13 protein-coding genes are annotated in these 13157 nt (G+C 68.9%); 11 read left to right on the forward strand and 2 right to left on the reverse strand.

Annotated features, from left to right (window positions below):
• The 4 genes from MRBLWH13_RS00005 to MRBLWH13_RS00020 form a co-directional block, all read left to right on the forward strand.
• On the forward strand, window positions 1–459 hold a 459-nt coding region (locus tag MRBLWH13_RS00005), incomplete at its 5' end, for a LamB/YcsF family protein (RefSeq protein ID WP_341956316.1).
• Window position 460: 1 nt separating this feature from the next.
• Window positions 461–1261 (forward strand): putative hydro-lyase, encoded by an 801-nt coding sequence (locus MRBLWH13_RS00010; protein WP_341956317.1) that lies wholly within the window; start codon window positions 461–463, stop codon window positions 1259–1261.
• Entirely contained in the window at window positions 1261–2850 is a 1590-nt protein-coding gene (locus MRBLWH13_RS00015; RefSeq protein ID WP_341956318.1) for an urea amidolyase family protein, read from the forward strand. The genes MRBLWH13_RS00010 and MRBLWH13_RS00015 overlap by 1 nt, the downstream gene beginning before the upstream one ends.
• Entirely contained in the window at window positions 2847–4559 is a 1713-nt protein-coding gene (locus tag MRBLWH13_RS00020) for a biotin carboxylase N-terminal domain-containing protein (protein WP_341956319.1), read from the forward strand. The genes MRBLWH13_RS00015 and MRBLWH13_RS00020 overlap by 4 nt, the downstream gene beginning before the upstream one ends.
• Window positions 4560–4640: 81 nt before the next feature.
• Here MRBLWH13_RS00020 and MRBLWH13_RS00025 read toward each other — a convergent pair whose 3' ends face one another.
• Window positions 4641–5996 (reverse strand): solute carrier family 23 protein, encoded by a 1356-nt coding sequence (locus MRBLWH13_RS00025; protein WP_341956320.1) that lies wholly within the window; start codon window positions 5994–5996, stop codon window positions 4641–4643.
• A 76-nt stretch (window positions 5997–6072) separates the two neighbouring features.
• Window positions 6073–6951: a phosphoribosylaminoimidazolesuccinocarboxamide synthase gene (locus MRBLWH13_RS00030; protein WP_341956321.1), complete on the reverse strand. Its 879-nt coding sequence runs from the start codon at window positions 6949–6951 to the stop codon at window positions 6073–6075.
• Between the two features lie 97 nt (window positions 6952–7048).
• Between MRBLWH13_RS00030 and MRBLWH13_RS00035 the strand changes: the two genes are divergently transcribed.
• The 7 genes from MRBLWH13_RS00035 to MRBLWH13_RS00065 all read left to right on the forward strand — a co-directional run bounded on the left by MRBLWH13_RS00035 (window position 7049) and on the right by MRBLWH13_RS00065 (window position 13096).
• Window positions 7049–7264: a DUF2945 domain-containing protein gene (locus MRBLWH13_RS00035; RefSeq protein WP_341956322.1), complete on the forward strand. Its 216-nt coding sequence runs from the start codon at window positions 7049–7051 to the stop codon at window positions 7262–7264.
• Between the two features lie 53 nt (window positions 7265–7317).
• Window positions 7318–7866 (forward strand): GNAT family N-acetyltransferase, encoded by a 549-nt coding sequence (locus tag MRBLWH13_RS00040; protein WP_341956323.1) that lies wholly within the window; start codon window positions 7318–7320, stop codon window positions 7864–7866.
• Window positions 7867–7944: 78 nt separating this feature from the next.
• Window positions 7945–8571, forward strand: a complete 627-nt coding sequence (locus tag MRBLWH13_RS00045; RefSeq protein WP_341956324.1) for a PadR family transcriptional regulator — start codon at window positions 7945–7947, stop codon at window positions 8569–8571.
• 131 nt (window positions 8572–8702) lie between these two features.
• Window positions 8703–10145 (forward strand): DHA2 family efflux MFS transporter permease subunit, encoded by a 1443-nt coding sequence (locus MRBLWH13_RS00050; protein ID WP_341958353.1) that lies wholly within the window; start codon window positions 8703–8705, stop codon window positions 10143–10145.
• A gap of 97 nt (window positions 10146–10242) precedes the next feature.
• A complete protein-coding gene (locus MRBLWH13_RS00055) occupies window positions 10243–10773 on the forward strand; it encodes a GNAT family N-acetyltransferase (RefSeq protein WP_341956325.1) in 531 nt (176 codons plus the stop codon).
• Window positions 10774–10892: 119 nt separating this feature from the next.
• Window positions 10893–12371, forward strand: a complete 1479-nt coding sequence (locus tag MRBLWH13_RS00060) for an amino acid ABC transporter substrate-binding protein/permease (protein ID WP_341956326.1) — start codon at window positions 10893–10895, stop codon at window positions 12369–12371.
• Window positions 12368–13096, forward strand: a complete 729-nt coding sequence (locus MRBLWH13_RS00065; RefSeq protein WP_341956327.1) for an amino acid ABC transporter ATP-binding protein — start codon at window positions 12368–12370, stop codon at window positions 13094–13096. Before MRBLWH13_RS00060 ends, MRBLWH13_RS00065 begins: the two co-directional genes overlap by 4 nt.
• The last annotated feature ends 61 nt before the right edge of the window (window positions 13097–13157 follow it).

Below are 13157 nucleotides of genomic sequence, written 5' to 3' on the forward strand. Positions count from 1 at the left end.
GGAGGCACCGTCTCGTACGTCAAGCCGCACGGAGCGCTCTACAACACGATCGCCCGTGATGAGCGGCAGTCGAAGGATGTGGTGGCGGCCATCCGCGCGATCGATCCGAGTCTCGTGCTGCTGGGCCTTGCCGGTGGCGTCGTGCTCGACGTCGCCGAGCGCGCGGGCCTCGCGACCGCGGCCGAGGCCTTCGCCGATCGGGCGTATCAGCCCGACGGTCAGCTCGTCTCGCGCACCGAACCGGGCTCTGTGCTGCACGACCCCGCGGCCGTCGCCGAGCGCATGGTGCGCCTCGCGGGCGAGGGCGTGATCCGAGCGATCGACGGCACAGACGTTGCCGTCAGCGCGCAGTCGATCTGCGTGCACGGCGACAGCCCGGGCTCTGTGGCCATGGCCGCGGAGACCAAGCGGATGCTTCAGGACGCCGGCATCACGATCGCACCGTTCGCGGGGGTCTGACGTGAGCGTCGTCGCCACCGCCGGGCAGCTCGCCGACGCACGGGCGGCGCGTGCCGCGATCCGGGCGGGGCACGCCGCGCCGACGAGCGGTGTCGCGGTCGGGCTGACGCAGGCGAACCTGATCTCCGTGCCGGCCGACTGGGCCTTCGAGACACTGCTCTTCGCGCAGCGGAACCCGAAGCCGTGCCCCGTGCTCGAGGTCATCGAACAGGGCGAGGTCGAGTCGAGGCTCGCGCCCGGCAGCGACATCCGCACCGACATCGGTCGGTATCGCATCTGGCGAGACGGCGAACTGGCCGACGAGGTCGCCGATGCGACCGCGGCGTGGGCGGAACATCCCGACCTCGTCTCGTTCCTCATCGGATGCAGCTTCACGTTCGAGTCCGGTCTCGTGCAGGCGGGGATCCCGATCCGCCACCAGGAGCTCGGTCGCAACGTGCCGATGTACCACACCGCTGTGCCCTGCGCCCCGGCCGGCCGGCTGAGCGGCGAGATGGTCGTCTCGATGCGACCGATCTCGGCGGATCGCGTGGCGGACGCTGTGCAGATCTCCGGTCGAACCCCGGCCGTACACGGTGCTCCGGTGCACATCGGCGATCCTGCCTCGCTCGGCATCGCCGACCTGGCTCGTCCTGATTTCGGCGATGCTCCCGAGGTGCGCGAGGGCGAGGTGCCGGTGTTCTGGGCCTGCGGCGTCACCCCGCAGGCAGCGATCATGGCCTCGAAGCCTCCCTTCGCCATCACCCACGCACCCGGCTACATGTTCATCACCGACGTCCCCGATGCGGAGTACCTGGTCTGATGCGCATCCTCACCGCATCCGATCACGCGCTTCTCGTCGAAGCGGCCGACCTCGACGAGGCGATGCGTCTGAACCTCGCCTGGGACGCAGTGCACGGCGTGGTCGAGCGCATCCCCGGTGCCCGCACCGTGCTCGTGCGGTTCGATCCGCTGGCAGTGTCGGCCGCCGAGCTCGCCCATGCACTGGCCGCGACCGAGATCGACACGGCTCATCTGCCGACCACCGGTGAGGTCACGGTGCCGGTGAGATACGACGGGGAAGACCTCGACGAGGCCGCATCCCTGCTGGGCGTGTCTGCCGCTGAACTCGTGAACCGCCACCTCGCTGCCGACTGGAAGGTCGCCTTCTCGGGCTTCGCCCCCGGCTTCGGCTATGTGGTGGGCAGCGATCCGCTGTTCGACGTGCCCCGCCGCTCGTCGCCCCGCACCCGCGTGCCGGCCGGATCCGTGGCACTCGCCGGACAGTTCACCGGGGTGTACCCGCGCGAGAGTCCTGGCGGATGGCAGCTCATCGGTCGCACGGATGCTGTGATGTGGGACATCGACCGCGACCCTCCCGCATTGCTGTCGCCCGGCACGACCGTGCGGTTCGAACCCGAGCGCGAGCAGGTCGTGACGTCGGGCGCCGCAGATGACCGCGCCGCCGCACGGCCTGTCACCGATCGACCCGCCGCCGCAGGTGCGCCGGACCCGGGCTCTCCCAAGCCGGCCGCAGTCGAGATCGTGCGTCCGTCGCTGCAGCTGCTGGTGCAGGATGCCGGTCGCCCCGGTTTCGCGGCACTCGGTGTCTCGGCCTCGGGAATCGCCGATCGTCGTGCGATGCGAGACGCGAACCGTGCGGTGGGCAACGAGACCGGCGCCGCCGTGCTCGAGAGCGTCGGGGGTGTCGTCCTGCGCTTCCGCGGTCCGGGGGTCGCCGCCGTCGCGGGGGCCGTCGGCTCTCTCGACCTGATAGACGCCGAGGGCGTGACGCGTCGCATCGATCACGGAGCGCCTTTCGCCACGGTCGACGGTGACGAGCTCACGCTCGGGCATCCGACCAGCGGGCTGCGCTATGTCATCGCGGTCCGCGGCGGTGTGGACGTGGAGTCGGCCCTCGACAGTCGTGCGAGCGACACCCTCGCCGGCCTCGGACCTGCGCCGCTGGCCGCAGGCGACGTGGTCCGTGTGGGCGATCGCGCACCGCATCCTGTCGAGCCGATCGCCACCCCGCGCACGCTCCCCGCGCCCGGTGACGTCGTCGACCTCGAGATCACCCTCGGGCCCCGCGACGACTGGTTCACGGCGGCCGCCCTCGCGACCCTCACCGGCCAGGAATGGACTGCGACCCCGCGCTCGGATCGGGTCGGCATCAGGCTCGAGGGAGCCGTGCCCCTGGAACGGTCGGTCGGCGGGGAGCTGCCCAGCGAAGGGGCGGTGACCGGGGCGATCCAGGTGCCTCCGGACGGCCAGCCGGTGCTGTTCCTTCCCGACCACCCGCTCACCGGCGGGTATCCGATCGTCGGTGCACTCACCGACCGCAGCCTCGATCTCGCCGGGCAGCTGCCGCCGGGCGCGCGCGTCCGTTTCATCGTCAAGGAGACATCATGACCAAGGTGCTGATCGCGAATCGCGGAGAGATCGCCGTGCGCGTCATCCGCGCCTGTGCCGAAGCCGGATACACGTCGATCGCCGTCTATGCGGATCAGGACGCGGATGCCCTGCACGTGCGCCTCGCCGATGAGGCCCTGGGGCTGGGCGGGGACACCGCGGCGACCACGTACCTCTCCATCGACGCCCTGCTCGCGGCGGCGCGGACCGCCGGCGCGGATGCCGTGCACCCCGGCTACGGATTCCTCTCGGAGAGCGCGGAGTTCGCGCGGGCCGTCGAGGGGGCGGGCCTCATCTGGATCGGCCCCTCGCCCGAGAGCATCGACGCTCTCGGCGACAAGATGACCGCACGTCGGATCGCGCAGCGCGTCGGAGCGCCCTTGGCGGCCGGCACCGATCAGCCGCTGGCCGGGCCGGCCGAGGCGGTGTCGTTCGCCGAGGAGCACGGGCTTCCGATCGCGATCAAGGCAGCGTTCGGCGGTGGCGGGCGAGGGCTGAAGGTGGTGCGAGAGATGTCGGAGGTGGCGGATGCCTTCGACGCGGCGACCCGTGAGGCCATCGCTGCCTTCGGGCGCGGGGAGTGCTTCGTCGAGCGGTTCCTCGAGAGCCCGCGTCATATCGAGGTGCAGGTGCTCGGAGACGGACACGGCGGCGTCGTGGTCGTCGGCGACCGTGACTGCTCGATGCAGCGACGCAACCAGAAGCTCATCGAGGAAGCTCCGGCGCCGGGCCTGACGGACGACCAGCGCACGCGGTTCCACGATGCTGCCCGCGCGATCTGCGGCGAGGTGCGCTACCGGGGTGCGGGAACCGTGGAGTTCCTCCTCGCGGCCGACGGCACGATCTCGTTCCTCGAGGTGAACACCCGACTGCAGGTGGAGCATCCGGTCACCGAGGAGGTCACCGGCACGGATCTCGTGCGCGAGCAGTTCCGCATCTCCTTCGGCGAGGGGATCTCGTTCACCGAGACCCCGACACCGGTGGGGCATGCCTTCGAGTTCCGCATCAACGCCGAGGACCCGGGTCGTGGCTTCCTCCCCAGCCCCGGTCGGGTGGAATCGCTGCGGATACCCGGCGGACCCGGCGTGCGCTGGGACAGCGGCATCGAGGCGGGAGACGCCGTGCAGCCCGCGTTCGACTCGATGATCGCGAAGCTCATCGTGCACGCCGGCTCTCGTGACGCGGCACTCGTGCGGGCACGGCGGGCATTGCGCGAGCTCGTCGTCGAGGGGCCGGCCACGGTGATCCCGTTCGACCTGCTCGCCGTCGACGACGAGGCGTTCGCCACCGAGACCTTCGCGGTGCACACGCAGTGGATCGAGAGCACGCTGTTGCCTCGGCTGGAGCCGCAGCTGCGGCCGAGCCCCGCACCGGATGCGACCCTGCAGCGCTTCCCCGTCGAGATCGACGGACGCCGTGTCATGCTCGGACTCCCCGTCGCCCTGCTCGCGGGGCTCGGGGGGCTGAAGGATGCCGGAAGCACTGCGCCCGCATCCGATCCGACCGAGCTGCGTGCTCCGGCACCGGGCACGCTCGTGCGCTGGCTCGCCGACGACGGCGCGAGCGTCTCGGAGGGCGACCCGGTCGCGGTGCTCGACGCCATGAAGATGGAGACCACGGTCACGGCTCACCGGGCGGGCACGCTCTCGCACCGCGCCGAGCTCTCAGCGGCGATCGCGCCCGACGCGGTGCTCGCCGTCATCGCCTGAGCGCGACCCGCGCCCTGACGCGACGATCCCGGATGCCGCAGCTGCGGCATCCGGGATCTCGTGGTGGTGCGTGGTGCGTGATTACGCGGGGTCGCCGCCCAGCGGGCCCACGGCCTCGAGCGGCTTCGGGTCGTCGGCGCCGGTCTTGCGTGCGCGGGCGATGGCGTTGCCCAGGTGGTAGATCAGGAGTGCCGCGACCGTGCCCAGCACGATGCCGCCGAAGGCGAAGTCGCCGAGCTGCATCGAGAATCCGGCGATGCCGATAACGAGCGAGACGGCCGCCGTGTACTGGTTCACCGGGCGCGAGAAGTCGACCTTGCTGTCGACCCAGATCTTGATGCCGATGATGCCGATCAGGCCGTACAGCGCGGTGGTCGCGCCCCCGAGCACGCCGGCAGGGATCGAGTTGAAGACCTCGCCGACCTTGGGAGAGAAGGCGAGCAGGATCGCGAAGAGACCGGCGACCCAGTAGACCGCGGTGGAGTAGACGCGGGTGGCCGCCATCACGCCGATGTTCTCGCCGTACGTCGTGGTGCCCGAGCCGCCGAACCCGCCGGCGATGGTCGTCGCGACGCCGTCGGCGATGAGCGCGCGACCCGTGTGCTTGTTGATCGCCGGGTCCTCGGTCATGGTCGCGACGCCGCGCACGTGGCCGACGTTCTCGGCGACCAGCACCAGGACGACGGGCAGGAACATCGCGATGGTCGACCAGGTGCCGGGCTCGACGAAGTCGGGAAGCTGGAACTCGGGCAGGCCGACCCAGGGAGCATCCGCGATGAGCTCTGCGGGGGTCTTGCCTCCGCGCAGGGCATTGGGCACCTCGAACGAGCCGGTGAAGGCGGCGTAGATGAAGCCCACCGCGACGCCGAGGAAGATCGAGATGCGACCGAGGAAGCCGCGGAACAACACGGCGAACAGGATGATCGCGACGAGCGTGATGGTCGCGGTCACCGGGTCGAGCTGGAAGTTGTTCCACGCGGTCGGGGCGAGGTTGAAGCCGATCAGCGCGACGATCGCACCGGCGACGACCGGGGGCATCAGGGCGTCGACCCAGCGGAGCCCGGCGAACTGCACGACCAGGCCCACGACGGTCAGCAGGATGCCGACTGCGACGACGCCGGCCAGGGCGGAACCTGTGCCACCCGCCGCGACCGCAGCGGTGATCGGGGCGATGAACGCGAACGACGAACCGAGGTAGCTGGGCAGCTGGTTCTTGGTGATCAGCAGGAAGATGAGGGTGCCGAGACCGCTGAAGAGCAGCGTGGTCGAGACCGGGAAGCCGGTCAGCGTCGGCACGAGGAACGTGGCGCCGAACATCGCGACGACGTGCTGGGCGCCGATCGCGATCGTGGCGGGCCAGTTCAGGCGCTCATCGGGCTTGACGACGGCGCCGGGTTCGACCGTGCGGCCGTTTCCGTGGGTCTTCCACAGGGGCATGCGGGCTCCTCAGGATCGGGGGAGGGGAGTGCTGGAGCAACACTACCGATTCCTGAGTGTTGCCTGGGTGTGCGCGTCAGGCCCCGAGGCGCTCGATCAGCTCGCGGTAGCGGTCGGCGGTGCGCTCGACGATGTCGTCGGGCAGCACGGGCGGCTCGCCCTGCTTGTCCCAGTTCGCGGCCAGCCAGTCGCGCACGATCTGCTTGTCGAAGCTCGCCATGCGCTCCTTCGTCGTCGTGCCGGTGCGCCAGGCCTCGGCGTCCCAGTACCGCGACGAGTCGCTCGTGAGCACTTCGTCGGCCAGGTGCAGGATGCCCTCGGCATCCGTCCCGAACTCGAACTTGGTGTCGGCGAGGATCAGGCCCTTCTCCTCGGCGATCGCGGCCGCGCGGGAGTAGAGCGAGAGAGAGACATCGCGCAGCTCGGCCGCACGGTCGGCGCCGACGAGCTCGACTGTCTGCTCGAAGGTGATGTTCTCGTCGTGCTCGCCCATCGGCGCCTTGTAGGCGGGGGTGAACAGAGGCTCGGGCAGGCGGTCGCCGTTGTGCAGGCCCTCGGGCAGCGGGATGCCGCACACGGTGCCGCTCTCGGTGTACTCGGCCCAGCCGGAGCCGGTGATGTAGCCGCGCACGACGCACTCGACCGGCAGCATCTCGAGCGACTGCGCGAGCATGGCCCGGTCGGCGACGCTCGCGGGGATCTCGCCCTCGGCGAGGTGGTTCGGAACGTCGCTCAGCTGGCTGAACCACCAGCGACTGAGACGCGTGAGCAGCGCGCCCTTCTGGGGGATGCCCGGTGACAGCACGAAGTCGAACGCGCTCACGCGGTCGGACGCGACCACGAGGATGCGGGTGTCGGCGGCGTCATCCGAGGCATAGAGGTCGCGGACCTTGCCCGAGTAGATGTGGCGCCAGCCGGGGATGGTCTGCGCGTTGCTGTCCGAAGGTGTGCTCACCCGCCCATTATCCCGGTAGACGTCGCCGGTGTCGTGTCAAGGGCTGGCGCGAGCCCCGCGGCATCGGCGACCCTCGACGGGAGCGATAGGAGGGAACATGTCGAAGGACCTGTCCACGGGTGACCGGGTGAGCTGGAACACCCCGCAGGGGCGGACGCAGGGTACCGTCGAGGAGAAGCGGACGAAGGACTTCCGGTTCGCCGGGCAGAGCTTCACCGCATCCGAAGACGAGCCCGCGTTCATCGTGAAGTCGGAGAAGAGCGGAGACACGGCGGCGCACAAGGGGTCGGCTCTGCGCAGACTGAGCAGTTGAGCGCGCTGCGGTCGAATGGCCCGAGTGTCGGCGGGGCTGTCTAGCGTGGTGATGTGACTGACGACCTCCTCACCGATCGACTGCGGCTGTCGCGGGCTGTTCCCTCGGATCTCGACGCGGTGTTCGCGATCCAGAGCGATCCGCGGGTGTGGACGCACTATCCGAGCCTCAGGCACACCACTCCCGACGACACGATCCGGATGATGGAGCGGTGGGAGCGCAGTTGGAGCACCGCCGGGCTCGGGTCGTGGGTCGCTCGGCTGCGAGAGACCGGAGAGGTGATCGGCAACGGCGGATGCACGCTGCTCGGGGACGAGGTCTGGAACGTGGGGTACCGGATCGCCGCCGACCACCACGGACGTGGTTTCGCGACCGAGCTGGCCCGCGCAGGCGTCGCGCGGGCACGGGAGACCGACCTCGACCGGCCGGTCATCGCCTACCTCGTCGAGCACAACACCGGGTCGGCACGCGTGGCCGAGAAGCTCGGACTCGAACTCGTGCATCGGGCGCCGGACCTCGGCAATCCCGACCCGTCGGTGATGCGGCTCGTGTACGCAGACCGGGCACTCTCGCCGGCGCAGCTCCGGGCCGCTCTTCAGTGAGCGGAGGGACACCACCGCGACGTTGCCGGAGCACATATCTCGGCGTATAGTCCATATGGACTATTGGAAGGGATGCGCGTGCCGAACGACACCACCGACCGCCTGACCCCGATGGCCGTCATGATCCTCGCGCTGCTGCGCGAGGGCGACATGCACCCCTACGAGATGGTGCGGCTCATGCGAGCCCGGCGCGACGAACGCCTGCTCTCGATCACCAACGGCACGCTCTATCACACGGTCGGACGCCTCCAACGGACCGGTCTCATCGACGAGGTCGGCAGCGATCGTGACGGCAATCGTCCCGAGCGCACGACCTACTCGCTGACGGATGCCGGGCGAGACGCTCTCATCACCTGGCTGCGTCGAGAGCTGTCGATCATCGACCGGCCGACCGAGTTTCGCATCGCGCTCGCCGAGGCCCACAACCTCGAGAGCGCTGACGTGATCGAAGCGCTGCGTCTGCGGCGTGCGGCTCTCGATGAGGGGCATGTCTCGCATCGCGACGGGCTGGTCAGCGCGAGACGCGGCGGCGTCCCCGAGCAGGTGCTCGTCGAGTTCGAGCGTCAGGAGGTGCTGCTCGACGCCGAGCTGCGCTGGATCGACTCCCTCATCGACCGACTCGAGGCCGAGGAGTTCCCCTGGGGCCCCAGTGCCTTCGAGTACTCAGACCGCTACCGCGCACAGCGAAAGGCCGCACAGCAATGACCGATCCTTCCTCGACAGGACGCCAGCCCGTGGCATCCTCGTCCTCCGGTCCCTCGACCGGAACCTTCGCCGCAGGTCATCGACCTGCGAGCCCGTGGCCGGCGCTCTGGGCGCTCGTCATCGGCTTCTTCATGATCCTCGTCGACACGACGATCGTCTCGGTCGCGAACCCCGCCATCAAGGCGGCCCTCGACCCGACGACCAACAACCTCGACAACGTCGTGTGGGTCACCAGCGCCTACCTGCTCGCCTACGCCGTGCCGCTGCTGATCACCGGGCGGCTGGGCGACCGCTTCGGGCCGAAGAACATCTACCTCATCGGCCTCGCGATCTTCACGCTCGCGTCGCTCTGGTGCGGGCTGTCGGGCTCGCTCGAGATGCTGACAGCCGCACGCGCCGTGCAGGGTCTCGGTGCCGCATTCATGACGCCGCAGACGATGGCCGTCATCACCCGCACGTTCCCGCCCGAGCGCCGCGGCGCGGCCATGGGCCTCTGGGGCGCGACTGCCGGAGTCGCGACGCTGGTGGGTCCGCTCGTCGGCGGGCTGCTCGTCGACGGCCTCGGCTGGGAGTGGATCTTCTTCGTGAACATCCCCGTCGGCATCGTCGCGTTCGTGCTCGCCTGGCGCCTCGTGCCCAAGCTGCAGACGAGTCCGCATCGCTTCGACATCCTCGGTGTGATCCTGAGCGCCGTGGCACTGTTCCTCATCGTCTTCGGTCTTCAGGAGGGCGAGAAGTTCGACTGGGGTGTGATCTGGGGGCCGATCTCGGTATGGAGCCTCATCATCGTGGGACTCGTGATCCTCGCGCTGTTCATCGTGCAGCAGTCGCGGACGCGCAGTGAGGCGCTCGTGCCCCTCGCGCTCTTCCGCGACCGCAACTTCTCGGGGGCGAACGTGGCGATCGCCGCGGTCGGCTTCACCGTGACGAGCATGTCGCTGCCGATGATGTTCTTCCTGCAGACCGCGCGAGGACTCACACCGACGGAAGCTGCGCTGCTGCTGATCCCGATGGCCGTGCTGTCGGGCGTGCTCGCGCCGTTCGCCGGCAAGCTGCTCGACCGCGTCGACCCGCGCATCATCCTCATCCCCGGTCTGCTGTGCGTCGTCGTCGCCCTGATCTGGTACTCGGCGCTCATCAACATGGACACCCCGATCTGGATGTTCCTGCTGCCCTCGGCACTGATGGGCATCGGCAACGCGGGCATGTGGGGACCGCTCGCGACCACCGCGACGCGCAAGCTGCCTCCTCGCCAGGCCGGTGCCGGCGCGGGAATCTACAACACCACCCGCACCATCGGGTCGGTGATCGGCTCGGCGTCCATCGCCGCGTTCATGCAGTCGCGTCTCGAGGCGAACCTCCCGGGGCTCGCCGACGCTCCCGCGGGTATCGAGGGAGGCGGATCGCTGCCGCCCGAGGTCGCCGAGGGGTTCGCGGCCGGTATGTCACAGGCGATCCTGCTGCCGGCGTGCGTGATGGTCGTCGCGCTCGTCGCATCGCTCTTCCTCGGGCGCTACGACAAGGCGGATGCCACGGCATCCGCGCAGGCGGAGGCGCCCGCGCCCGCGGCGTGACCCGCCTCTGACGGCGAGCCGGGTCTTCTGCACGATGGTGCGGGAGGCCCGGCTTTCCCGGTTTGCGCAGGTCGCGCCGATGTGATCTCATCGGGCGATGACGATCGAGCTCACGAGGCCCACCACAGACCTGTTCGACTCCTGGGCGGCAGCTGTCGCCGAATTCGGTGACGGGCACATCGACGGGTCGGGTCTGCAGGCGCCTGTCACCCCCGACCGTGCGACGCTCGATGCTCTGATCGAGAAGTCGGACCTCCTCTCCGACACCACCGCCGAGCTGCCTGAGGATGCCGTGCACAACGACCTGTACTGGGTCGTCGACGACGGCGAGGTCGTCGGGTTCCTCTCGTTCCGGCACGAACTGAACGCCTACCTGCGCGAGGTGGGCGGTCACATCGGCTACGCGGTGCGCGAGTCACGGCGTCGTCAGGGGTATGCCGCGGCCGCGCTGCGCCTCGGACTCGAGCGGGCGCGCGAGATCGGACTCGAGCGCGTGATGGTGACCTGCGACGACGACAACGTCGGGTCTTTCCGCACGATCGAAGGTGCAGGAGGCGTGCTGCAGGACGTCCGCGTGCTGCCCGAACACGGCGTCGTCCCGGTGCGCCGGTATTGGATCACGCTCTAGCCGCGAGCGTGCGGTAGCCCTCAGGACACGGCGACACGCCGACGCCGGTTAGGGTGGATGGTCGACGACCATCCCGGTGGCAGCATCCTGTCGCCCATCCGATCCGAGGAGCATCCGTCGTGATCCGAAATCCCTCTTCCGCGTCTGCGCGTCTGCGCACGTTCGGACGCACCGTCGGGGCGATGGCGCTCACGGCGTTCATCGCGGCCGGTGCACTGCTCGGCGGCGCGTCCGCCGCCACTGCGGCCGACGACACCGAGACCTATGTCATCGGTACAGACACGACGTTCGCGCCGTTCGAGTTCACCTCGCCCGAGGGTGACCTCGTCGGCATCGACATGGATCTGCTCCGGGCTATCGCCGAGGACCAGGGCTTCGAGGTCGAGATCCGGCAGCTCGGTTTCGACGCAGCTCTGCAGGCTCTTCAGTCGAATCAGGTGGATGCCGTCATGGCAGGCATGTCGATCACCGACGAGCGTCAGCAGATCTTCGACTTCAGCGATCCGTACTTCACCAGCGGCATCCAGCTGGGCGTGCTCGATGCGAGCGACATCCAGTCGCTCGACGACCTCGACGGAGAGACGGTGGCGGTCAAGACCGGCACCCAGGGGCAGACGTTCGCCGAGGAGAACCAGGACGAGTACGGCTTCCGAGTCACGCCGTACTCCGACACGACGGACATGGTCGACGCCGTCAAGGCCGGTCAGGCCGTCGGCTACTTCGAGGACTTCCCGGTGCTCGCCTACGGCATCCAGCAAGGATCCGGCTTCCGCCTCGTCGGCGATCCCGAGCTCGGTGGCGAGTACGGCTTCGCGGTCAACAAGGGGCAGAACCCCGAGCTGATCGAGAAGTTCAACGCGGGACTCGCGAACCTCCAGGCCTCCGGCGAATACGACGAGATCGTCGACACCTACCTCGCCGGTGGCGAGGAGACCACGCAGGCGACCGATATCTTCTCGGTCGCCGTGAAGTACTGGCCCGCGCTCATGGAGGGACTGTGGCTGACGATCCTCGCGACGCTCGTCGCCCTCGTCGCCGCGTTCATCCTGGGCATCGTGTTCGGATTCGGGCGCATCTCGAAGTTCCTCCCGTTCCGCTGGCTCGCGACCGCGTACGTGTTCGTCTTCCGAGGCACGCCGATCCTCGTGCAGGCGTTCTTCGTGTTCTTCGCCATCCCGCAGCTGTTCCCCGGGCTCACGTTCAACCCGTTCGTCGCCGGAGCCATCACGCTCTCGCTGAACACGGGTGCGTACATGACCGAGATCATCCGCGGTGGCATCCAGGCCGTCGACCCCGGCCAGAACGAGGCCTCGCGCTCGCTCGGTCTCGGTCACTGGAAGACCATGCAGAAGGTCGTGCTGCCGCAGGCGTTCCGCATCATGATCCCGTCGTTCGTGAACCAGGGAATCATCACCCTCAAGGACACGTCGCTGATCAGCGTCATCGGCCTCGCCGAGCTGACGTTCGTGTCTCGCCAGATCATCGCCTCGACGTACCTGTCGGCCCAGGTGCTGACCATCGTCGCCATCATCTACTTCGTCGTGATCACGCTTCTCACGCTGCTCGCGAACCGCCTGGAGAGGAAGTTCAACGCATGAGCAAGATCGAGGTCAGAGACCTGCACAAGTCGTTCGGCGACAACCATGTGCTCAAGGGCATCGATCTGACGGTCGACGACGGCGAGGTCGTCGCGGTCATCGGTCCGTCGGGGTCGGGAAAGTCCACCCTGCTGCGCTGCCTCAACAAGCTCGAGGAGCCGACCTCGGGTCACGTCGTCATCGACGGTGTCGACCTGACCGACAAGAGCGTGAAGCTCGACGAGGTGCGCCAGCGCATCGGCATGGTGTTCCAGCACTTCAACCTGTTCCCGCACATGACCGTGCTCGAGAACATCACGCTCGCCCCGATCGAGCTCGGCAAGCTGTCGAAGGCCGCGGCGAAGGAGCGCGCGCTCGCTCTGCTCGATCGCGTGGGTCTCGCCGAGAAGGCGGATGCGAAGCCGGCATCCCTCTCCGGCGGTCAGAAGCAGCGTGTCGCGATCGCCCGTGCGCTCGCGATGGACCCCGAGATCATGCTCTTCGACGAGGCCACCAGCGCCCTCGACCCCGAGATGGTCGGCGAGGTGCTCCAGGTGATCCGCGACCTCGCGTCGGGCGGCATGACGATGGTCCTCGTGACGCACGAGATGGGCTTCGCCCGCGAGGTGTCGGGACGCACCGTCTTCATGGACGGCGGCGTCGTCGTCGAGGAGGCTCCGCCCGCCGAGCTGTTCGGCGCCCCGAAGAACGAGCGCCTGAAGGACTTCCTCTCGAAGGTGCTCTGAGACTGTCCACGCGGAAGGCCCCCACCCGATTCCGGGTGGGGGCCTTCCGCGTCGTCGGTCG

It is taken from the genome of Microbacterium sp. LWH13-1.2 (assembly GCF_038397735.1).
Taxonomy (GTDB): Bacteria; Actinomycetota; Actinomycetes; order Actinomycetales; family Microbacteriaceae; genus Microbacterium.

What these genes read in the sequence shown, in the direction of transcription:
- MRBLWH13_RS00015 (WP_341956318.1), top strand. Translation starts at nt 1,261, where the DNA reads ATGCGCATCCTCACCGCATCCGATCACGCGCTTCTCGTCGAAGCGGCC.
- MRBLWH13_RS00020 (WP_341956319.1), top strand. Translation starts at nt 2,847, where the DNA reads ATGACCAAGGTGCTGATCGCGAATCGCGGAGAGATCGCCGTGCGCGTC.
- MRBLWH13_RS00025 (WP_341956320.1), bottom strand. Translation starts at nt 5,996, where the DNA reads ATGCCCCTGTGGAAGACCCACGGAAACGGCCGCACGGTCGAACCCGGC.
- MRBLWH13_RS00035 (WP_341956322.1), top strand. Translation starts at nt 7,049, where the DNA reads ATGTCGAAGGACCTGTCCACGGGTGACCGGGTGAGCTGGAACACCCCG.
- MRBLWH13_RS00050 (WP_341958353.1), top strand. Translation starts at nt 8,703, where the DNA reads ATGATCCTCGTCGACACGACGATCGTCTCGGTCGCGAACCCCGCCATC.
- MRBLWH13_RS00055 (WP_341956325.1), top strand. Translation starts at nt 10,243, where the DNA reads ATGACGATCGAGCTCACGAGGCCCACCACAGACCTGTTCGACTCCTGG.
- MRBLWH13_RS00065 (WP_341956327.1), top strand. Translation starts at nt 12,368, where the DNA reads ATGAGCAAGATCGAGGTCAGAGACCTGCACAAGTCGTTCGGCGACAAC.